The organism is Antiquaquibacter metalliresistens (assembly GCF_029211225.1).
Classification (GTDB): domain Bacteria; phylum Actinomycetota; class Actinomycetes; order Actinomycetales; family Microbacteriaceae; genus Rhodoglobus; species Rhodoglobus metalliresistens.
The window spans coordinates 318,792-341,097 of record NZ_JARGEM010000004.1; the positions used below are offsets into that span (position 1 = coordinate 318,792).

Here is a 22,306-nt window from a genome sequence, read left to right on the forward strand (position 1 = left end):
CGTGCCGACGAAGAAGTCCCTGCGCCTGGTGGTGGCGATCAACCCGACCGCCTCGTTCGGCAAGGGCCGCGATGTGGGCCCGGCGGTGGTGCAGACCCTGCGCGCGCTCGGTCACGACGTCACGAGCCTTCAGGAGCCCGATTTCGATCAGCTCATGGCGGCCGGTGCGAAAGCCGTGGCGGCCAAGCCCGACGCGTTGATCGTGGTGGGCGGCGACGGGATGGTCAACCTCGGTACGAACCTCGTCGCCCGCACCAAGGTGCCGCTGGGCATCGTGCCCTCGGGCACGGGCAACGACATGGCCCGCCACCTCGGCATCCCGCACGAGAACGCCGAGCATGCCATCGGCGTGCTGCTCGAGTCGCTGACGGTGCCCGCGCAGTCCATCGACGCCGGGCTCGTGCACTACGTCGACGAGCAGACGGGTGAACCGTCGAGCCGCTGGTTCCTGTGCGTGCTCTCGGCCGGGTTCGATGCGATCGTGAACGAGAGGGCGAACCTGATGACCCGCCCGAAGGGCGCGAGCCGGTACACCATCGCGCTCGCGCTCGAGCTGGCCAGGCTCCGCCCGATCAGCTATCGCCTGGTGCTGGACGGCGAGGTGATCGAGACCACCGGCGCCCTGGTGAGCGTCGGCAACGCGTCATCGATCGGCGGCGGCATGCGGGTGACCCCCGACGCGAAGGTGCACGACGGGCTGTTCGATGTGCTGGTCGTGCAGTCCCTCTCCCGGCTCTCGTTCCTGCGCGTCTTCCCGAGCGTGTTCAAGGGCGAGCACGTGAGCGACCCGCGGGTGACCATCCACCGGGCCAAGCGCGTGCGCATCGAATCGGATGGCATCGTCGCCTACGCGGACGGCGAGCGCATCGCGCGACTGCCCATCGACATCGAGATCGTGCCGAAGGCGATCAGGATCCTGGCGCCTACCCTGCTGCCGTGACCGGGGCGTCGGTGGCCACGCACGAGTAGGCGAACACCTCCTGCTCGTCGACCTCCTGCTTGACCACGATGAACTCCTGATCGGGTTTGGTACCGCCGGCGGCGAGCACCTCGTCCTTGAAGGCAGCGAACGACTCGGAGCACGACGCCGAGACCGCGTTCTGCATGCCTCCGGCGGTGTCCACGTCAGCCGGCGTGAGCGTGCCCTGTCCGATCACGACGTGGGTGTGGGCGCTGCCGCAGGGGGCGAGCTCGACCTCGGCCGGATCCGAGGTGAAGCTGAAGCAGTCGTCGACGGCGAGATACCGGGTGCTCGCGACGGTGGTCTCGGTGATCGCGCCGTCCGCGTCCCGGGGCGGGCCGGGGTTGAGCAGGGAGCAGGAACTCAGCAGCGCGGTCGTGACGAGCAGGATGAGCAGAGCGGGTGTGGTGCGTGCGGGCATAGCAGGAACCCCTTCGCTGTGTGCGAGCATGCCTCGGTTGGTGTGCTTCCGGCCGGTGTGGCATACTCGTGTAGTTGTCGTGACGGCCCCATCGTATAGTGGCCTAGTACGCCGCCCTCTCACGGCGGTAACGCGGGTTCGAATCCCGCTGGGGTCACCATAACGAAGAGCCTGGTCAGGCAGCGTTCTTGATGCCTGATCCCCATGTGGCTCTTGGCCACAGAGCCTTGTTCGAGTCTGATCGCGCTGGACGTCGGCATTGATATGAGAACGCCCATTGGACGCATGGTGGCTCACATGCGGATCGCCGTAGCGGCGGGGGAGGCGACGCGACGCCCTGCCGGTCGGTCGAGTCGGACTGAATTCGGTCACAATCCGGTCAGGATCAAGTAACCTGAGGATGGTCCCGTCGAAGGAGGCCCGGATGTCGATGGCACAGATCAAGCCCATCAGCTACCTCAAGTCGCACGCCGCGCAGATCGCGCAGGAGCTCGCCGACGGCGCAGACCCGCTCGTGGTGACGCAGAACGGCGTCGCCCGGCTCGTGGTGATGGATGCCGGAGATTACGAGCGCCGCGAGCAGACGCTTGCGCTGCTGAAGCTCCTCACGCTCGGCGACCGGGAGATCGAGCGCGGACAGCACGTGGATGCGGACGAGGTGTACACGGAGCTCGCCGGAGAGTGAAGATCCGCTATACCACCGGCGCGCGAAGCGATCTCCTCCACCTCCGTCGCTACGTCGTCGAGCGGTTCGACGCCGCGGCCTGGTCCCGCTCGCTCGCGGAACTGCGCGACCCGGTCGCCCTGCTGGCCGACCAGCCGCGGCTCGGCACCGTGCCGCCGGAACTCGAGGAGCTCGGCATCGACCGATACCTCGAGCTGGCCGTCGGTCGGAACCGTTTCATCTACGAGCTGCGCGACGACACCGTCTTCATCCTGCTCGTCGTCGACCACCGGCGCGACTTCCGGGCTGTCCTGGCTAGACGGCTGCTCGAACCACCCATCATCGATGCCCGCGCGGGAGACGAGTAGCCCAGACGCACCCGGGGACCACTGCAAACGAGAGCCTCCGTTCGAGCGGGGGTTCGGGTCATCCCGGGATCCGTCCCAGCGCTGTCATGCGCGATCATCCAGGCGGAGCCGCCCGTGATGGGACCAAAGCCTCTCGACCGGTGCAACGGCGACGGGTGAGCCTGGATGCACCGAATCGAGGAGCACGTCATGTCAAGGTCAGTCATCGCGAAGCTGTTCTACGGATCGCTCATCGCATTCGCCGTCGTGATCGTTCTGGTCGGTGTTGTGATCGGCCTCGCCATCTCCACGAGAAGTCTGATGATGGACGGCCGGGACGTCGTGGGCGTCTCCCCGTCCGGCTGGTGGATCGTCGCCGTCGCAGTGGTGATGCTGCTGCTGATCGTCGGAGCATCCATCGCCCAGCTCGTGGCGTGGATCGGAGCGCTGATCGAATCCGCCACGCTCGAGAACATGACCTGGTTCGTCGTGGTGCTGGTCGGGGGCATCCTCGGCTTCGGCGTGATCGTCATGCTGATCTACCTGCTCGCGGTGCCAGCACGCACCGTGCCGTCGTCTCCGGCCGCAGCTGCCGCGGTCAGCCAGTAGCGCGCGACGACGCCGCCGCGGCAGGCTGCCGCAGCACCTTCTCCATCGCCTTGCCTCTGGCGAGTTCGTCCACGAGCTTGTCGAGGTAGCGGATCTTCTGCATCAGCGGGTCCTCGATCTGCTCGACGCGCAGCCCGCAGATCACGCCGGTGATGAGCGAGGCATTGGGGTTCATCCGTGCCTCGGCGAAGAACCGCTCGAAGGTCGTGCCCTCGTCCAGATGACGTGCCAGCTCCGCGCCGTCGAATCCGGTCAACCAGCGGATCACCTCATCGAGCTCGGCCTGCGTGCGGCCCTTCCGCTCGAGCTTGGTCACATAGAGCGGGTAGACCTTCGAGACGCTCATGTCGAAGATCTTGTGCATACCCCGAGGCTAGGCGCGCGGCGCACCGTCGGCAACGGCTCGGGATAACCCGCGCGCGCTCCGGCGGCGCGCGCGTACCCTCGCCGCATGCGGTTCGTGGCGCCCATCGGTTGCGGGCTCGGGGGAGCCGCGGCGCTGGCGATCGCGTGGTGGCGACTCGGGGGCACGTGGATGCTCGTGCCGTTCGCCGCGCTCGCGGTGGTGGCATCCGTGCTCGCCTGGATCGACCTGACCACGCATCGCCTGCCCAACCGCATCGTCGTGCCGACGATCGTGGCCGCGGTGCCGGTGCTGGGTGCCGCCGCCGTGTTCGACCACGAGCCGAACCGCGTGATCGGTGCAGTGGTCGGCGGGGTCGCGCTCTTCGGCGGCTACCTGCTGCTCGCGCTACTCTCGCCGACCGGCATGGGCATGGGCGATGTCAAGCTCGCCGCGATCGTCGGATGCTTCGCCGGATCGCTCGGCGTCACCGCCTGGCTGCTGGCGGCCATCGCCGGGTTCGTGCTCGGCGGAGTCGTCGCCACCGTCGGCATCCTCGCCGGGCGCACCAGGCGCGACACCGCGATCCCGTTCGGTCCGTGGATGCTCGCCGGGCTGGGGGTCGCGATCGCCCTCGGCTAGGCCTTGGGCTCGCCGTTCATGCGTCGCACCTCGGCATCCACCGCGCTCTCGGTGATGTAGCCCTGACCCGGGCCGTAGATGCTCAGCGCCTGGAAGAATGCGCCGATGCCCATACCGGCGATCACCCATGCGGGCCAGAAGTAGCCGCCCCAGCTGGTGAGCGCCCACACGGTCGTCACGATGATGGTGACGCCCAACCACACGAAGAGGTAATTGCGGAAGTCGGCCTTGGCCTTGAGGCGCTTGCGGGCGGCGTTGCGAAGGTCGTCTGGGGTGTCCATGGCTTCGAGGATAGGGGCGCGGCCGGGGGTCCGCTAGGCTGATCGCGCGAAGGGGAGTATCCCGATTCGCCGAGTCCGTCAAGACGACCCCCGATGACGCGGGTCCGGGCCGGCGGCATCCAGCATTCGGATGCGGGAGAGACTTTCGGGTCTTGCCCTGTCCTCCTACTCCCCGAATGGATCCCCATGGAAATCGCCCTGCCCGTCTGGTTCGAGGTCGGCACCTACGTCGTGCTCGGTCTCATCCTCGCCTTCGACATCTTCATGGCGTACCGGCGCCCGCACGTTCCCTCCACCCGCGAATCCGCGCTATGGATCTCGTTCTACGTGCTGCTCGCCCTCATCTTCGCCGGACTCATGCTCGCGATCGGCAGCCCCGAGCATGCCGGGCAGTTCGTCGCGGGCTGGCTGACCGAATACAGCCTCTCGATCGACAACCTGTTCGTCTTCCTCATCATCATGGCGAGGTTCTCGGTGCCCAGGAAGTACCAGCAGGAGATCCTGATGGTGGGCATCATCCTGGCGCTGGTGTTCCGCGGCATCTTCATCCTGCTCGGTGCGGCGCTCATCGAGAACTTCAGCTGGATCTTCTACCTCTTCGGCGCCTTCCTGGTCTGGACCGCCATCCAGCAGGCGTTCACGAACCACGACGAGGAGGAGGAGATGGAGAACCGTCTCATCCGCTTCCTGCGTCGCCGCATCGCGATCACCGACACCTTCGAGGGCGCCAAGCTCAAGACCACGATCGACGGCAAGCGCGTCTTCACCCCGGTGCTCATCGTCTTCATCGCCCTCGGCACGACCGACCTCGTGTTCGCGCTCGACTCGATCCCGGCGATCTTCGGCATCACGCAAGACCCGTTCATCGTCTTCACGGCGAACGTCTTCGCGCTCATGGGCCTGCGGCAGCTCTACTTCCTGCTCGGCGACCTCGTGGAGAAGCTCGTCTACCTCAAGTACGGCATCGCGTTCATCCTCGCCTTCATCGGCGTGAAGCTGTTCTTCCACGCCCTGCACGAGAATGAGCTGCCGTTCATCAACGGCGGTCAGCACGTGGAGTGGGCCCCGGAGATCTCCACCTGGGCCTCGCTCGGCGTGATCGTCGGTTCGATGGCGGTCGCGGTCATCGCGAGCCTGATCAAGCTGCGGGTGGACCGCCGCCGCACGCGCGAGGTCGAACCCGTCGAATGACGATGGGGAGCGCTGCCCATGTGCGAGGTTCGCTCGGATGCGGGGAGCTTGCTACCGTGTGACTACCTGCGTCCGGCGCGCGGGTGCTCGGGTGCGGGAGGCGCGATGTCGGTTGAGGTGCGACAGCAGTTCGACCTGCCCGGCGCGACCGCCCGGTTCCGATTCTCCGGACACTCCGACCGGGGCAGCGTCCGCAAGCTCAACGAAGACAGCTACCTCACCGCCGCGCCGTACTTCGCGGTGGCCGACGGCATGGGCGGCCATGCCCACGGCGACCGGGCGAGCCAGGCGGCGATCGCCGCGTTCGCGGACCTGCCCGGAGGTTCCCCGGCGCGCGCCCAGGATGTGCTCGACACGATCGCCCGCGCCAACGAGGCCGTGCTCGGGCTGACCGAGGGAACGGGCGACGGCGCGCTCTCGGGCACGACGCTCACCGGCATCGCTCTCGTGAACGTCGTCGGGGACGAGACCTGCCACTGGATGGCCTTCAACATCGGCGACTCCCGTACCTATTCATGGGACGGTCGCACGCTCGCCCAGCTCTCCGTCGACCACTCGGCGGTGCAGGAGCTCGTGGATCTCGGGCGCCTGACGCGCCAGGAGGCGGAGCGTCATCCGTATCGCAACGTCGTCACTCGCGCGCTCGGTGCCGATGACGAGGTCGAGGCCGACATCTGGCTCATCCCGGCCAGGGCACGTCAGACCTTCCTACTGTGCTCGGACGGCCTCACCAAGGAGCTGGCGGATGACGAGATCGCTCGCATCATCGTGTTCCACGACGCCGAGGCGCAGCGGGAGAGCGATGGCCTGCCCCTGACGCTCGCCGAGCGGCTCGTGCGGGCGGCGGTCGCCGCGGGCGGCTCCGACAATGTCACCGTGGTCGTTGTCGAGTTCGAACTCGTCGGCGACGACACGAACATCGACGACACGCTCGAGCGCGGGAGCTTGCCCGGCGTGCTCGAGGACACCAGGCCGAGGAGCTGACGCGTTGACGTATGAGATCAAGCCCGCGGGCGCCGGCGGATGGTTGGCGATCGCGGCGGGCACCCGCCTGCTCGTGGTGCCCGAGCTCGATGACGTGGCGGCGGCCTGGGCCGCGCTGACCGGGCCCGACGGCTTCCAGGCCGCACTCGACCGCTTGACCAGCCGGGGTCTGGGCGCGACACCGCCCTTCGCCCTGATCGAGTGGGAGCCGGGGGTGGATGCCCGCATCATCCTCCGCGGAGATGCGACCATCGCGGTGACCGACGCCGACGGCGAACAGCAGCTCACCGCCACCGGGGTCTCCACCTGGGTGGAGCGCATCCTCCCCGGGATCACCGCCCTGACGATCGTGGTACCCGGTGGTGCGGTGCCCGTCGGCGAGCACACCTTGCCGCTTGCGCTGGGGGCCGGGCTCGTTGCGTCGGTCTCGACCGCTGGCACCGCCGCGAGCGGCGCGCCCGCCGCGGTTGACGCCGCGGCCTTGTCGCCGCAGTCGCAGCCGCCGGCGCCGGAGCCCGCGGCCCAGCGGCCGACCCCGGCCGAACCGACCCCGCCGCAGCCCCTCGAGGAGGCGACGGTCGTCGTCGGCATCGACGAGTCGAGCGGCATCGTCCCACCGGCACCGCAGCCGGCCGAGGACGAGCAGGGCTACGACTACCTGTTCGGCGACACCATGTACCGCTCGGTCTCCGACGCCGCCGTGGTCGCCCCCGATGCCGAGGGCGAATCGGTGGAAGCACCCGGCGACCACGACGGTCACACCGTGCTCACCTCCGACCTCGCTCGAGTGCGGGGCCAGCGCAAGTCGCGAACCGCGCCGCCGAGGCCCGATGCCCAGCCCGCGACGCGATTCGCGCTGGTGGTCTCCACGACGGGCGCCCGCGAGCCGCTCACCGGGTCCGTGCTCGTCGGCCGTGGCCCGAGCGTGAGCAAGGTCACGGGCGGGGGCATTCCCAGGCTGCTCACCCTGGGTAACGGCGATCAGGACATCTCGCGAAACCACGCCCAGATCTCGGTGGAGGGCGGCACGGCGGTCGTGACCGATCTGCACTCGAAGAACGGCACCGCGATCATCCTGCCGGGCAAGGACTCCCAGCGCCTTCGAGCGGGTGAGCCGACCGCCGTCATCCCGGGCACCGTGATCGATCTCGGCGGCGGTATCACCCTGACCCTGGAAGAGGACTGATGCGCCGCGCGCCATCTCAACCGCCGGAGCTGCCCGGCTACACCTTCGTGAAGCTGCTCGGCTCGGGCGGATTCTCGGATGTGTTCCTCTATGACCAGAAGCTGCCGCGTCGCCGGGTGGCGGTGAAGGTGCTGCTCACCGAGGAGATCACCGCGGCCAGTCGGGCCGCCTTCGTCGCCGAGGCCAATCTCATGGCGCAGCTCTCGGCGCACCCCTACATCGTCACCATCTACCAGGCCGACGTCTCCGCCGACGACAGGCCCTACTTCGTCATGGAGTACTGCTCCGGCCCGTCCCTCGCCGAGCGCTACAAGCGGGAGACCTTCGCGGTCGCCGACGCGGTGCGCACGGGGGTGCGCCTCTCGAGCGCCGTGGCGACCGCGCATGCCGCGGGCATCCTGCACCGCGACATCAAGCCGGGCAACGTCTTGAGCAACGACTACGGCTGGCCGGCGCTCACCGACTTCGGCATCTCGTCCGCACTCGACGACGAGCTGCCGACCCACACCACGACGACGCTCAGCGATCTCGCGGACACCGGCACCGGCAGCCAGGCGATCGGCCTGAGCGTGCCCTGGTCGCCGCCGGAGATGTTCGAGGACGACCCCGAGCCCGACGTGCGATCCGACGTGTTCTCGCTCGCGGCGACCATCTGGACGATCCTCGCCGGACAGACCCCCTTCGAGGTGCGGGGACGCTCCAACGGCACGCTCGATCTCATCGGCCGGATCGAACGCGGCGCGATCACCCCCATGTCGCGGGATGACGTGCCCCGGTCGTTGATCGCCGTGCTGCAGAAGGGCATGGCCTCCGATCGCGCCGACCGTTTCGCGACCGCGGTGGACTTCGCCCGCGCGTTGCAGCGCGTGGAGCTCGAGCTCGGCTACGCGCCGACGACGATCGAGGTGCCGAACATCACCGTCGAGGCGCCCGAGCGCGACGCCGAGGACGGCGGCGACGAAACCCGGGTGCGCAGCGTCGCAACGGTCGAAGCGCAGCCTGCGCCGCGAACGCAAGAGTCTCCGGCCGCCGAACCCACGGTCGTACGCAGCGCTCGCCCGATCGTCGCCCAGCCCGCGGCCGAGCGAGTGGATGCCCCAACCGAGGCCCCGACCGAGACCGTGGTACGCCGTCGCGAGCCCGCCCCGGTGCCCGAACCCGAACCGGTCGCGGTCACGAAGCCTCGCCGCGGGGTGCTGCCGTGGGTCATCGGTGCAGTCACACTCGTGGTCGCGGCCGCGGTGACGCTCGGCATCGTGCTGGGAGCACCTGTGGGCCCGGGCGGTGAGGCCGCGAACACCCCGACGCCCAGCGGCGTACCGATCGTCGTCTCGACGGTGCCCACGCCAGAACTCGCGGGCGCGCCAGCCCTGGAGGGAACCACGCTCACGTTCACGCTCGTGAACCCCGACCCGCAAGACGGTGACCGCTTCGTGTGGCGCCCGGACCCCGCACCGGACGAGGGGTTCCGCCGCATCGACGGCGACACGGTCTCGATCGAGGGCTACACGCCCGGAAGCACGGTGTGCATCCAGGCCTACGTGCTGCGTGATGCGAAGACATCCCCGAATCCGCTCTCGGAGTGCTACCCGCAATGAAGCCGCTCAAGCTGGAGTTCTGCGGGGAGTGGTACGACATCGAGTCGCCGAACGACTTCCACATCGGGCGGGAGTCCGACCTGGTGATCGATGACAACCCCTATCTGCATCGCAGGTTCCTGCGCATCTATGAGGACTTCGGCATGTGGTGGCTGGCCAACGTGGGCACCCTGCTCTCCGCGACGGTCACCGATGCCACCGGTGCCGTGCAGGCCTGGCTCGCACCCGGGGCGCGGTTGCCGATCGTGTTTCCGCAGTTGCAGGTGCTGTTCAGTGCGGGCTCGACGACCTACGAGTTCACGCTCTTCGCGCCGGACGACTACTTCAAGGCGTCGGCGTCGGCGATGATGGGCGGCGGGCAGACGACGATCGAACCGATTCCGCTCACGAGCAGCCAGCGTCAACTCGTCGTCGCGCTCGCCGAGCACGTGCTGCGGCAGGACTCTCCAGGTCGCGGCGAGATCCCGACCTCCGCCGAGGCGGCGACGCGACTGGGCTGGTCGATGACGACCTTCAACCGCAAGCTCGACAACGTCTGCGACAAGCTCGACAAGATCGGCGTGCAGGGCCTGCGCGGCGGCAAGGGCAACCTCGCCACGAACCGGCGCCTGCGGCTGGTCGAGTACGCGGTCGCGACGCGGCTGGTGAGCAAGGACGACCTGTACCTCCTGGATCGCACGGAGGGGACCTCGCCCGAACCCGACGAGGTCTGACGCGCCGTCATCCGGCCATTCGGAGCGTGTTAGGTTGTTGTCGAAATCTCACACTTGGTGGGTGCTGTCAGTTCGGTCGACGCAGGGGCGGGCTTCGTGAACGTGCTGATGAAGTGGCTCAGGGCACGCAGGGCGACGGCCTCGGCTCTCGTGGTCGCGCTCATCGCCGGCGTTCCGTTGACGATCGCGGCGTTGCATCCGGGTTTTCCGATCTCGGATGTCGATATGACGTCGCGGGATGTGTGGGTGACCAATGGCGAGTTGTTGCTCGGTGGTCGGTTGAATCGTCAGATCGACGAGTTGAACGGTTCGGTGGTCGCGTCGAGTCCGGCCTTCGATGTGTTGCAGGACGGCGACACCCTGTTCATGGTGGATCCGGATGCCGGGCGGGTGGAGTCGGTGGACCCCGCCTCCACGCAGGTGACGTCGGCCATCGACGTGCCGGCGGGCGCCGAGGTGAGCTATGGCGGCGACATCCTGGCCATCGTCTCTCCTGGCGGCGACCTCTGGGCGATCCCTGCGGTCGGTGATCTGCAGTTCAACTTCGTGTCGACGCCGCCGATCGTGGAGTTGGGCCCTGGGGGACACGCGGTCGTCACCGCGGACGGCACGGTGCTCGCCGTCTCGCGTGAGAACGCAACGCTGTATCGCGTCACGTCGCTTGCCGATCTGCCGGTCGAGAGTGCGTTCCCGTCGGTTGGTGAGTTTCAGTTGGCGGCGGTGGGTGATCAGGCGGTGGTGTTCGATCAGTCGACGAACGAGATGGTGAACCAGTCGGGTTCGCGATTCGGTCTCGGCGATCAGCGCGGTCTGCGCTTGCAGCAGAGCGGGCCCGCATCCGGCCGCGCGGTGGTCGCCACGGGCGACGGGCTCGTGAAGGTGGATCTCGCCTCGGGGGCGACGGAGGTCATCCCGGCGAACATCCCGGCACCATCCTCCGACCCGACGGCGGTGGCGGCGCCCGTGAACCAGGCAGGTTGCGCCCATGGGGCGTGGGCCGAGTCCGGTCGCTACCTCTTGGCGTGTGATGGTGCGGTGTCGCAGGCGTTGGATATTGAGCAGCCGACGCGGGGGAGTCGGTTGGAGTTCCGGGTCAACCGCAGTGTGATTGCGTTGAATGATCTCTCCAACGGCAATGTGTGGTTGATGGATGAGAACATGCGCCTGGTGGAGAACTGGGATGACGTGATTCCGCCGGTGGAGGAGGAGTCTGAGGAGGAGGGTGAGGAGCAGTCCTCGATCCAGACGTTCGAGGACACTCTGGCTGAGCGTACTGAGGTGAACCGTCCGCCGACGGCGCAGGATGATCAGTTCGGTATTCGGCCGGGTCGCACGACGATTCTGTCGGTGTTGGACAACGACTCCGATCCTGATGGTGATGTGTTGGTGATCTCGGCGTTCGATGGGGTTTCGGAGTCGACGGGGGTGTTGGATCCGATCGATGGTGGTCGGGCGTTGCAGTTCACGCCGGCGGAGGGTTTCGTCGGCACGATTGCGTTCAATTACACGGTCGATGATGGTCGTGGTGGTACGGCGAGTGCGAATGTGCAGGCGCGGGTGGTGCCTGACACGGTCAATGAGGCGCCGTATTCGGTGCGTGAGCCTGGGGTTAGTGTCGAGGCGAATCAGACGGTCAGTTACAACGTGCTTGCGGATTGGCGTGATCCGGATGGTGATGATCTTTACCTGATAGCGGCGAGTCCGAAGTCGGGCGATCTGGTGCGGTTCACCCCGGATGGGTTCGTCACGTTCACGCATCAGACCAGCGAGCTTGGTGAGAAGGAAGTCGTCTTCACCGTCTCCGACGGCTCGGACACCCCGTCGCAGGGCACGTTGACGGTCAAGGTCGAACCCGGCGGCACCCTGAACCCCGTCGGCACCCCGGACTTCGCCACCGCGTTCGTGAACGAGACCGTGGTGGTCGAACCGCTGCTGAACGACCTCTCCCCATCGGGAGCGCAACTCGATCTCGTCGGCCTCGAAGAGCCCGGCGGGGATGCCACGGCCAACCTCAACACCGACCGCGGCACGATCACGTTCACCTCGTCGGGGCCGGGCATCTTCTACATGAAGTACACGCTGCAGGCCGGCGCGAACACGAGCGTCGGCATCGTGCGCATCGACGTGCGCGAAGCGCCGGCGGATGCCGCCCTGCCGCCCATCGCCGTCAAGGACACCGCGTACCTGCGCGGCGAGGAACCGGTGACCGTTTCGGTGCTCTCGAATGACGTGAGCCCGACGGGCCGCATCCTCGCCATCCAATCGGTCTCCGTGCCCGCCGAGTACGTGGCCAAGGGTCTCGTCGTCGAGACCCTCGAGTCCACCCTGGTGCGCATCACCTCCCCGGCCGCGCTGACCGAGCAGGTCAACTTCACCTACACGATCTCCGACGGCGTCTCGTCCGCGACCGCGGGCGTCACCGTCGTACCGGTTCCGGCACTGACGAAACACCAGCCCCCGATCGCGCAGAACGACGCTGCGACCGTGCGCGTCGGCGACATCATCACCCTCGATGTGCTCGCCAACGATCGGCACCCCGACGACTCGTCGATGTTCCTCGACGCCGCGCTCGTCACCGAGCCGACGGCCGGCATCGCCTTTGTGTCCAAGAATCGGCTGCGGTTCCAGGCGCCCACCGAGGCGGGCGAGTACCGCGTCGACTACCGCGTGCTCGATCCTTTCGGTGAGACCGCGGTGGCGACGGCGGTCTTCACCGTGACGGCGCTGGATGACGCGAACAATCGCGATCCCGTGCCCGAGCCCCTCATCGGCCGGGTGCTGGCGGGCGGCACGATCCGCATCGACCTGCCGCTGAGCGGCATCGACCCGGACGGGGACTCCACGCAGCTGCTCGGCTTCCCGCGTAACCCCGCACTGGGCGCCATCGCGGAGACCGGCACGGACTACTTCGTCTACGAGGCATCCCCCGCGGCGGCGGGCACCGACGAGTTCAGCTACCAGGTGTACGACGCGCTCGGGGCGACGGGCACCGCGACGATCAAGATCGCCGTCATCCCCGAGCCGAGCGACCTCCAGCCGCCGTCGGCGGTGCCGGATAGCGTCTCGATCCGCCCCGGCCGGGTCGCACAGGTCGATCTCACGGCGAACGACTCCGACCCGCAGGGCGCGCCCATCAAGGTCTCCGAAGAGCTCATCGACGTGCCGGACGGCATCGTCGCCGAGGTGGTCGACCTCAAGTACCTCGTGATCACGGCGCCGGAGACCGAGCAATCGTTCTCGTTGCGATACGAGCTCACCAACGACCGAGGAGGGTCCGCGGTCACCTACGTGCTGGTGCAGGTCACCCCCGACGCGCCCCTGCTGCCGCCTTCCGCCGACGACGTGCCGATTCTCACGCGCGAGATCGCGGGGAAGGAGTCGATCACCGTCGACCTCTTCGACGGGTTCGCCTTCAACCCCGCCGGGCGCACCGAAGACCTCGTGGTCACCCTCGAGGGCCCCAACGCTTCCGCCGGCGAGGTGCTCGAGACGCCGGGCAGGGTCACCGTCACACCGGGGGAGTCCCGGCAGGCGATCGCCTATCGCGTGACGAACGTGGAAGACGATCTCAGCGCACTGGCGTTCATCATCGTTCCGGCGGCGACGGACGAGAGTTTCGACGATCCACCGATGATCGACCCGGCGCTCCCACCGCAGTACGTGAGCATGAACGAGACCCGAGAGTGGAACCTCGAAGACATCCTCGTCGTACCCTCCGGCCGCGACGCCCACATCTACGACAAGTCCTCCGTGACGGCCGTGCAGAGCAACGGCGATCCCAGCTACGTCGACGACAACACCATCCGCTTCACCGGACCCCTCGACTACCGCGGACCCGCCGCCATCAACTTCACCGTCTCCGACGGCGACTCGAAAGACGACCCCAAGGGCAACGTCGCCAACCTGACGCTGCCGATCATCGTCGGCGACCCGGAGTTCCGCGACACCCCGCCCGAGTTCACCACCCCCACCACGCAAGTGGAGGTCGGCGAGACCACGGTGATCGACTTGCGCGGTTCGACGGCGCATCCCAACCCGCAGATCCTGCGCGAGGTGACGTATTCCGAGGTCCGCGCGTCGAGCAATGCGCTCGGCACGAGCCTGAACGGTTCCCAGCTGAGCCTGACCGTGCCGCGCAACACACCCAAGGGCACCACGTACACGGTGGATGTGACGCTGCGCTGGGACAAGTTCACGGTGCCGGGCAAGGTGCAGGTGATCGTCGTCGGCTCCACCAGACCGTTGCCGGTCGCCGTCACCGACGATTACGAGACCAAGCGGCCGGTGACCAGCTACGTCATGACTCCGCTCGTCAACGACTCGAACCCGTATCAGACCACCGGCGAACCGCTGACGATCACCGACGCGAAGATCACCAACGCGGGCAACGTCGGCGCCGTGACCTTCACCGACGATCAGATTCGCATCACACCGGCCTCGACACCGCAGTATCTGGTGATCGAGATCGCCTACACGATCGCGGATGCCACCCAAGACCCGGACCGTGAGGTCAACGGCATCATCAACTTCACCATCACCGACGTGCCCGCGCAGGTCGGCACCCCGTCGGTGCCGGCGCAGGGCGACGAAGGCACGGTCGCGCTAGGATTCTCCGCCCCGGGCACGAACGGCAAGCAGATCACCTCGTACGAGATCCAATCGAGCCCATCCGCGAGCATGCCGACGAACTGCATGGACCCGGGATGCACCATCACCGGTCTCACGAACGGCACCGCCTACACGTTCCAAGTGCGGGCCATCAACGAGAACGGACCAGGGCCATGGTCGTCTCCGAGCAACGCCGTCGTGCCGTACACCTCGCCAGCGGCCCCGACCGTCGATCTGCAACTCGTCGACCCGTGGGCGCCGGGCGGGGCGGTGCGCGCGACCTGGCAGGCGCTGAACGGCGCCCAGACCGGCGGCGGCACGGTGCAATACCGCTACCAGCTCAACGAACTGGGCTTCAGCGCGTGGGGCAGCGCGACCACTGCGGACTTCGCGGGCCTCGGCGCCGGCTCGTACCGTGTGACCGTCGAGGCGCGCAACACCGGCAACAAGGTCTCTACGGGCACGTCCGTGAGCCGGACGATCACGCAGCAGGGCCCCGCACCCGTGCCGTCCGCTCCCGTCACGAACGTCACCGACTCCACGGCGGCGGGCTCGATCACCTGGAACTGGGGCGCCGTGAGCCCGAACCCCGGTGGCAGTGCGAACCTGCGATACCAGGTGAGCGTCAACGGCGGCGGTGCGATCGACATCGGCAACACCACGAGCTATTCGCGCAGCGGTCTGTCGGCAGGCAACTACTCGCTCGCCGTGCAGGCCTGCAACAAGAGCGGGTGCAGTGCGATGAGCGCAGCCTCCGCCGCCGGGACGATCGTCGACCCGCCGCCGCCGTCGAACACGACCGTGACGACCACGACGTGCATCGTCAGCAGCAGCGACTTCAACAACTACGTCAGCTCGTGCTCGAACGTCTACCTGAATCCGGGGGACCGCGTGAATGTGAGCTGCCGCGGTCAGCAGAACGGAGTGCAGTTCATGCACATCAACGTCGGGCCCAACGCGGGGTGGTACATCCGAGGCGCCGACACCGACCGCGATCCGTACTCGCTGCCGAACTGTTGAGTCACCGGGACGCATGGGGAGTGCTGCCCATGCGTCCCGCATTCCGGGGGCCGCGCAGCGTGTTAGGTTCTTGTCGAATACTCACCGTTCTTGACGATGAGTGAGGGGACGACGATCAACGCGGGGGCAAGTTCTTGAACGCGCTGACCAAGTGGGTCAAGGCAAGGAAGACGACGGCATCGGCTCTCGTCGTTGCGCTCATGGCCGGCGTTCCGTTGACGATCGCGGCGTTGCATCCCGGTTTCCCGATCTCCGATGTGGACATGACGTCACGGGATGTGTGGGTGACCAATGGCGAGTTGTTGCTCGGTGGTCGGTTGAATCGTCAGATCGACGAGCTGAACGGTTCGGTCGTGGCCTCGAGTCCGGCCTTCGATGTGTTGCAGGACGGCGACACCCTGTTCATGGTGGATCCGGATGCCGGGCGGGTCGAATCGGTCAACCCCGCGTCGACCGAGGTGACCTCGGCGATCGACATACCGCAGGGCTCGGAGGTCTCCTACGGCGGCGACGTGCTCGCCATCGTCTCGCCGCAGGGGGAGCTCTGGGCCATACCCGCCATCGGTGATCTGCAGTTCAACTTCGTGTCGACGCCACCCCTGGTGGAGCTGGGTGTCGGCGGGCATGCGGTCGTCACCGGCGAAGGGGCCGTGATCGCCGTATCCCGGGAGTCGGGCAAGCTCTACCGCGTCGAGTCGCTCGTGGACGTCCCCAAGGAGAGTGCGTTCCCGTCGGTTGGTGAGTTTCAGTTGGCGGCGGTGGGTGATCAGGCGGTGGTGTTCGATCAGTCGACGAACGAGCTGGTGAACCAGTCGGGTTCGCGATTCGGTCTCGGCGATCAGCGCGGTCTGCGCTTGCAGCAGAGCGGGCCCGCATCCGGCCGCGCGGTGGTCGCCACGGGCGACGGGCTCGTGAAGGTGGATCTCGCCTCGGGGGCGACGGAGGTCATCCCGGCGAACATCCCGGCACCATCCTCCGACCCGACGGCGGTGGCGGCGCCCGTGAACCAGGCAGGTTGCGCCCATGGGGCGTGGGCCGAGTCCGGTCGCTACCTCTTGGCGTGTGATGGTGCGGTGTCGCAGGCGTTGGATATTGAGCAGCCGACGCGGGGGAGTCGGTTGGAGTTCCGGGTCAACCGCAGTGTGATTGCGTTGAATGATCTCTCCAACGGCAATGTGTGGTTGATGGATGAGAACATGCGCCTGGTGGAGAACTGGGATGACGTGATTCCGCCGGTGGAGGAGGAGTCTGAGGAGGAGGGTGAGGAGCAGTCCTCGATCCAGACGTTCGAGGACACTCTGGCTGAGCGTACTGAGGTGAACCGTCCGCCGACGGCGCAGGATGATCAGTTCGGTATTCGGCCGGGTCGCACGACGATTCTGTCGGTGTTGGACAACGACTCCGATCCTGATGGTGATGTGTTGGTGATCTCGGCGTTCGATGGGGTTTCGGAGTCGACGGGGGTGTTGGATCCGATCGATGGTGGTCGGGCGTTGCAGTTCACGCCGGCGGAGGGTTTCGTCGGCACGATTGCGTTCAATTACACGGTCGATGATGGTCGTGGTGGTACGGCGAGTGCGAATGTGCAGGCGCGGGTGGTGCCTGACACGGTCAATGAGGCGCCGTATTCGGTGCGTGAGCCTGGGGTTAGTGTCGAGGCGAATCAGACGGTCAGTTACAACGTGCTTGCGGATTGGCGTGATCCGGATGGTGATGATCTTTACCTGATAGCGGCGAGTCCGAAGTCGGGCGATCTGGTGCGGTTCACCCCGGATGGGTTCGTCACGTTCACGCATCAGACCAGCGAGCTTGGTGAGAAGGAAGTCGTCTTCACCGTCTCCGACGGCTCCCAGCAGACGGCGCAAGGCTCCCTCACCGTGAAGGTCGAACCCGCGGGGTCGCTGAACCCGGTGGGCACGCCCGATTTCGCGACGTCCTTCGTCGGCGAGACGGTCACGGTCAAACCGCTGCTCAACGACCTCTCGCCGTCCGGTGCGCAGTTGAGCCTCGTCGGGCTGGAGGAGCCGGGTGGCGACGCGTCGGCCAGCCTCAGCGCCGATCGCGGAGAAGTCACCTTCACCTCGTCGGCACCCGGCATCTTCTACATGAAGTACACGCTGCAGGCCGGCGCGAACACGAGCGTCGGGATCATCCGCATCGACGTGCGGGAGAAGCCGGCGGACCTCGAGCTGCCGCCGGTGGCGGTGAAGGACACGGCCTATCTGCGCAGCGAGGAGCCCGTGACGGTCTCGGTGCTCTCGAACGACGTGAGCCCCACGGGCCGCATCCTCGCCATCCAATCGGTGTCGGTTCCACCGGAGTACGCGGCCAAGGGTCTCGTCGTCGAGGTGCTCGAGTCCACCCTGGTACGCATCACCTCGCCGGCCGCGCTGACCGAGCAGGTCAACTTCACTTACACGATCTCCGACGGCGTCTCGTCCGCGACCGCGGGCGTCACGGTCGTACCCGTGCCCGCGCTGACCAAGCATCAGCCGCCCGTCGCGGCGAACGATGCGGCGACGGTGCGCGTCGGCGACATCACGACGCTCGACGTGTTGGACAACGACTTCCACCCCGACGACTCGACGATGTTCCTCGACACCACCCTCGTCACCGAGCCCGACGGCGGCATCGCCTTCATCTCTCGTGACCGCCTTCGCTTCCAGGCTCCGGAGGAACCGGGGGAGTACCGGGTCGACTACCGCGTGCTCGACCCGTACGGCGAGTCGGCCGTCGCGACCGCGGTCTTCACTGTCACGCCGCTCGACGATGAGAACAACCGCGACCCCGTGCCCGCCCCGCTGATCGGTCGGGTGCTGGCGGGCGGCACGATCCGCATCGACCTGCCATTGAGCGGCATCGACCCGGATGGGGACTCCACGCAACTGCTCGGGTTCCCACGATCGCCGGGTCTCGGCTCGATCGTGGAGACCGGGAACGACTACTTCATCTACGAGGCGTCGCCGGCAGGCGCCGGCACCGACGAGTTCAGCTACCAGGTGTACGACGCGCTCGGGGCGACGGGCACCGCGACGATCAAGATCGCCGTCATCCCCGAGCCGAGCGAGTTGCAGCCGCCGTCGGCGGTGCCCGACAGCGTCTCCGTGCGACCGGGCAGGGTCGCCCAAGTGGATCTGCTCGCCAACGACTCCGATCCGCAGGGCGCTCCGATCAAGATCTCGGAGGAGCTCATCGACGTACCGGAAGGCATCAAGGCCGAGGTCGTCGACCGCCGCTATCTCGTGCTCAACGCTCCAGAGACCGAGCAGTCCTTCTCGCTGCGCTACGAGCTCACGAACAATCGCGGTGGCACCGCGCTGTCCTACGTGCTCGTGCAGGTCACCCCCGACGCGCCGCTGTTGCCCCCCACCGCGGATGACGTGCCCATCCAGACGAAGGAGATCGCCGGCAAGGAGTCGATCACCGTCGACCTGTTCGACGGGTTCGCCTTCAACCCCGCCGGGCGCACCGAAGACCTCACCGTCACCCTCGAGGGGCCCAATGCGAGCGCCGCCGAGGTGCTGGACAGCCCGGGGCTCGTGGAGGTGACGCCGCAGCAGAGCCGCCAGGCGATCGCCTACCGCGTGACGAACGAGGAGGACGAACTCTCTGCGATGGCGTTCATCCTGGTGCCGGCCGCCGTCGATGAGGACTTCGACAGTCCGCCGTACATCGACCCCAACCTGCCGCCGCAGTACGTTTCGATGAACGGCGAGCGCGAGTGGAATCTCTCCGACATCGTCATCGTGCCATCGGGACGCGACCCGCACATCTACGAGCGGGGCACGGTGACCGCGGTGCAGGGCGACGGCTCGTCGAGCTACGTCGACGACGACACCATCCGCATCGCCCCGCCGACGGGCTATCGCGGGCCCGCATCGATCAACTTCACCGTCTCCGACGGGGACTCCAAGGATGACCCGAAGGGCGTCGAGGCGCAGCTCACGCTCAACGTCATCATCGGCGACCCCGAGTTCCGCGACACCCCGCCGGAGTTCACGACACCGAACGCGCAGGTCGAGGTGGGTGAGACGACGGTCATCGACCTTCGTGCGTCGACGGCGCACCCGAATCCGCAGATCCTGCAACAGGTGACGTACTCCGATGCGCGCGCGTCCAACGGTGCCCTCAATGCGACCCTCAACGGCTCCCAGCTCAGTCTGACGGTGCCGCGCAACACGCCGAAGGGCTCCACCTACACCGTCGACGTCACCCTCCGTTGGGACCAGTTCACCGTGCAGGGAACCGTGAACGTGCTCGTCGTCGGATCATCCCGACCCCTGCCGGTCGCAGTGACGGACGACTACGAGACAAAACGACCGGTGGGCACCTACACGATGTCGCCGCTGACCAACGACTCGAATCCGTATCAGACCTCCGGTGAGCCCCTCACGATCGTGGACGCCCGGATCACGAACGCCGAGAACGTGGGCACGGTGAGTTTCACCGATGATCAGATCAGCATCACCCCGGTCTCGACGCCGCAATACCTGGTGATCGGCATTGCATACACCATCGCGGATGCGACGGAGGATCCCGACCGGCAGGTCAACGGCACCATCAACTTCACCATCACCGACGTGCCCGCCGAGGTCGGCAAGCCCAGCCGCGGTGGATCCCAGTACGGCGGCGACAGATCGGCGAGCATTAGCTGGACCGCCCCGGCGACCAATGGCAAGGAGATCACCTCCTACGAGGTGCGCAACATGCAGAACGGGACCGTGGCGACCGTTGGCGGCACGACCTACTCGCACACGGCGACCGGCCTCACCAACGGCACGACCTACACCTTCCAGGTGCGAGCCATCAACGTGAACGGTCCAGGACCGTGGTCGACGGCGAGTGATCCGATCACCCCGTACGGCACGCCTCAGCAGGTGAGCCCGACCGTCACCGTCGTCGACCAGTGGGGTCCCGGCGGTGTGATCCGGGCGAGCTGGCCGGCCGTCGCGGGCACCGGCGGCACCACGACGTACTACTGGAGCGCATCCAACGGTGCGAGCGGCAACACGACGAGCCTGCAGACCCCCGACATCGGCGGTCTCGCGGGCGGTTCATACACGGTGCAGGTCTATGCGCGCAACGAGGCGTACCAGGGCCCCACTGGCACGTCGAACGCCGGCTCGATCACCAACCAGGGAATCCCGGGCACGCCCACGATCACCAGTTCGTCGCCGGGCAACGGCACGACGTCGCCCAGCAACGTGAGCTGGAGCTGGAGCAGCGTCTCGGCGAGCCCAGGCGGCACCGCCAACATCCAGTACGAGGTCAGCTACAACGGTGGCGGATGGCAGGGTGTCGGCGCCGCAACCAGCTACACCCTGAACGGCCGGGGGACCGGTGACCACACGCTCTCGGTGCGCGCGACGAACAAGTCGGGGCCAGGTGGTGCGAGCGCCGGTGTCACCGTCACGCTCTCGACGCCGGCGACGGTGAGCATGTGCATGACCGGGACCGGACCGATCTCGGGGAGCAGCTATTTCCACATCTACTGGACCGGGCAGTCCGGCGGCGACCACACCGTCTCGGTGCGGAACACGCACGGCAACCCGCAGTTCACGTCGACGCGTACGGCGTCGGGTTCGGACAACGGAGCGACCTTGGGGGCGTACGCGGCACGCAACACCGCGGGTGATCTCGCTCAGCAATACCGCTACGTGTTCGACGGCTCATTGGGCCCCTGGACGCCGATGTCGAGCATCCCGATGTGTTGAGCTAACCCCATGTGTTGAACTGAGACCCCAACCCACCACCCAGAGAGGCCCCCATGCCAGTAACCCAGGAGCAGGCGACGTGGTTCGCCGACGCGTTCCAGAAGCTCGTCGCCAACGTGGACAAGGCGATCGTGGGCAAGGACGAGGTGATCCGGCTCGTGCTGACGGCGCTCGTCTCGGACGGGCACGTGCTGCTCGAGGACTTCCCCGGCACGGGCAAGACGGTGCTGGCCAAGGCGCTTGCGAACACGCTCGACGGCACGACGAGCCGCATCCAGTTCACCCCGGACTTGCTGCCCTCGGACGTGACCGGTGTGCAGATCTACGACCAGGGCAAGGGCAAGTTCGTGTTCCACCCGGGGCCCATCTTCGCCTCGATCGTGCTCGCGGACGAGATCAACCGTGCGAGCCCGAAGACCCAGTCGGCTCTCCTCGAGGTGATGGAGGAGGGTGTCGTGACCGTGGACGGCGAGGGCCACGCGGTCGGCGCCCCGTTCCTCGTGATCGCCACGCAGAACCCGGTGGAGCAGGCGGGAACCTACAAGCTGCCCGAGGCGCAGCTCGACCGATTCCTGATCAAGACGAGCCTCGGCTACCCCGACGGCAAGACCGCCGTCGCGCTGCTGATGGACTCGGCCACGCGAGCGCGCGCCTCGCTCGTGAGCCCCATCATCAAGCCCGAGTCCATCGTGGCGATGGCGCAGCTGGCCGCTGAGGTCTTCGTTGACGAGTCGGTCATGCAGTACCTCAGCGACATCGTCGATGCCACTCGCAAGAACCGCGATGTGCTGCTGGGTGTGAGCATGCGTGGCGCGATGGCACTCGCGCGCGCCATCAAGACGTGGGCGATCACCCAGGGACGCACCTACGCGACGCCGGATGACGTGCGCGAGCTGGCTCCGCACGTGCTGGCGCACCGGCTGCTGCTGGACCCGGAGTCGGAGTTCGCCGGGGTGAAGGCGGCGGATATCATCGCGCGCATCCTCGTGGACATCGAACCTCCCGTCTACCGCGCCGCCTGAGT

Annotated in this window: 16 protein-coding genes and 1 tRNA gene; 14 read left to right on the plus strand and 3 right to left on the minus strand. The window is 67.2% G+C overall.

Annotated elements, in window-relative coordinates; all coding sequences use genetic code 11:
• Position 1: 1 nt before the first annotated feature.
• On the plus strand, positions 2–940 hold the full coding sequence (locus PYV02_RS09590) for a diacylglycerol/lipid kinase family protein (RefSeq protein WP_275758547.1): 939 nt from the start codon (positions 2–4) through the stop codon (positions 938–940).
• Here PYV02_RS09590 and PYV02_RS09595 read toward each other — a convergent pair.
• Positions 924–1,382, minus strand: a complete 459-nt coding sequence (locus tag PYV02_RS09595; protein WP_275758548.1) for a hypothetical protein — start codon at positions 1,380–1,382, stop codon at positions 924–926. The genes PYV02_RS09590 and PYV02_RS09595 overlap by 17 nt on opposite strands.
• Before the next feature lie 84 nt (positions 1,383–1,466).
• Between PYV02_RS09595 and PYV02_RS09600 the strand changes: the two genes are divergently transcribed.
• The 4 genes from PYV02_RS09600 to PYV02_RS09615 all read left to right on the plus strand — a co-directional run bounded on the left by PYV02_RS09600 (position 1,467) and on the right by PYV02_RS09615 (position 3,002).
• Positions 1,467–1,542: transfer RNA gene (locus PYV02_RS09600), tRNA-Glu, on the plus strand.
• A gap of 264 nt (positions 1,543–1,806) precedes the next feature.
• Positions 1,807–2,067: a type II toxin-antitoxin system Phd/YefM family antitoxin gene (locus PYV02_RS09605; protein WP_275758550.1), complete on the plus strand. Its 261-nt coding sequence runs from the start codon at positions 1,807–1,809 to the stop codon at positions 2,065–2,067.
• Entirely contained in the window at positions 2,064–2,414 is a 351-nt protein-coding gene (locus tag PYV02_RS09610; protein WP_275758552.1) for a type II toxin-antitoxin system RelE/ParE family toxin, read from the plus strand. The genes PYV02_RS09605 and PYV02_RS09610 overlap by 4 nt, the downstream gene beginning before the upstream one ends.
• 189 nt (positions 2,415–2,603) lie before the next feature.
• A complete protein-coding gene (locus PYV02_RS09615; RefSeq protein ID WP_275758554.1) occupies positions 2,604–3,002 on the plus strand; it encodes a hypothetical protein in 399 nt (132 codons plus the stop codon).
• Here PYV02_RS09615 and PYV02_RS09620 read toward each other — a convergent pair.
• The gene (locus tag PYV02_RS09620) at positions 2,992–3,366 is read right to left on the minus strand and encodes a DUF2200 domain-containing protein (RefSeq protein WP_275758556.1); all 375 of its coding nucleotides are present in this window, start codon (positions 3,364–3,366) and stop codon (positions 2,992–2,994) included. The genes PYV02_RS09615 and PYV02_RS09620 overlap by 11 nt on opposite strands.
• 87 nt (positions 3,367–3,453) lie before the next feature.
• Here PYV02_RS09620 and PYV02_RS09625 point away from each other — a divergent pair, with 87 nt between their 5' ends.
• Positions 3,454–3,987, plus strand: a complete 534-nt coding sequence (locus tag PYV02_RS09625) for a prepilin peptidase (protein WP_275758558.1) — start codon at positions 3,454–3,456, stop codon at positions 3,985–3,987.
• Here the strand turns inward: PYV02_RS09625 and PYV02_RS09630 are convergent.
• Positions 3,984–4,268, minus strand: a complete 285-nt coding sequence (locus tag PYV02_RS09630) for a 2TM domain-containing protein (RefSeq protein ID WP_275758560.1) — start codon at positions 4,266–4,268, stop codon at positions 3,984–3,986. The two genes, PYV02_RS09625 and PYV02_RS09630, sit on opposite strands and share 4 nt — an antisense overlap.
• A 186-nt stretch (positions 4,269–4,454) precedes the next feature.
• Between PYV02_RS09630 and PYV02_RS09635 the strand changes: the two genes are divergently transcribed.
• From PYV02_RS09635 to PYV02_RS09670, 8 genes are all read left to right on the plus strand, one after another.
• Positions 4,455–5,459 (plus strand): TerC family protein, encoded by a 1,005-nt coding sequence (locus tag PYV02_RS09635; protein ID WP_275758562.1) that lies wholly within the window; start codon positions 4,455–4,457, stop codon positions 5,457–5,459.
• A 105-nt stretch (positions 5,460–5,564) separates the two neighbouring features.
• Positions 5,565–6,443 carry a PP2C family protein-serine/threonine phosphatase gene (locus tag PYV02_RS09640; RefSeq protein WP_275758564.1) on the plus strand — a complete coding sequence of 293 codons (879 nt, stop codon included), beginning with the start codon at positions 5,565–5,567 and terminating at the stop codon, positions 6,441–6,443.
• 4 nt (positions 6,444–6,447) lie between these two features.
• On the plus strand, positions 6,448–7,629 hold the full coding sequence (locus tag PYV02_RS09645; protein ID WP_275758566.1) for an FHA domain-containing protein: 1,182 nt from the start codon (positions 6,448–6,450) through the stop codon (positions 7,627–7,629).
• Positions 7,629–9,227, plus strand: a complete 1,599-nt coding sequence (locus PYV02_RS09650; protein ID WP_275758568.1) for a serine/threonine-protein kinase — start codon at positions 7,629–7,631, stop codon at positions 9,225–9,227. Before PYV02_RS09645 ends, PYV02_RS09650 begins: the two co-directional genes overlap by 1 nt.
• Positions 9,224–9,940, plus strand: a complete 717-nt coding sequence (locus PYV02_RS09655; RefSeq protein ID WP_275758570.1) for a hypothetical protein — start codon at positions 9,224–9,226, stop codon at positions 9,938–9,940. Before PYV02_RS09650 ends, PYV02_RS09655 begins: the two co-directional genes overlap by 4 nt.
• Before the next feature lie 96 nt (positions 9,941–10,036).
• Positions 10,037–15,568, plus strand: a complete 5,532-nt coding sequence (locus PYV02_RS09660; protein WP_275758572.1) for an Ig-like domain-containing protein — start codon at positions 10,037–10,039, stop codon at positions 15,566–15,568.
• Positions 15,569–15,831: 263 nt separating this feature from the next.
• Positions 15,832–21,282, plus strand: a complete 5,451-nt coding sequence (locus tag PYV02_RS09665) for an Ig-like domain-containing protein (protein ID WP_275758574.1) — start codon at positions 15,832–15,834, stop codon at positions 21,280–21,282.
• 53 nt (positions 21,283–21,335) lie between these two features.
• Positions 21,336–22,304: an AAA family ATPase gene (locus PYV02_RS09670; RefSeq protein ID WP_275758576.1), complete on the plus strand. Its 969-nt coding sequence runs from the start codon at positions 21,336–21,338 to the stop codon at positions 22,302–22,304.
• Positions 22,305–22,306: the final 2 nt, after the last annotated feature.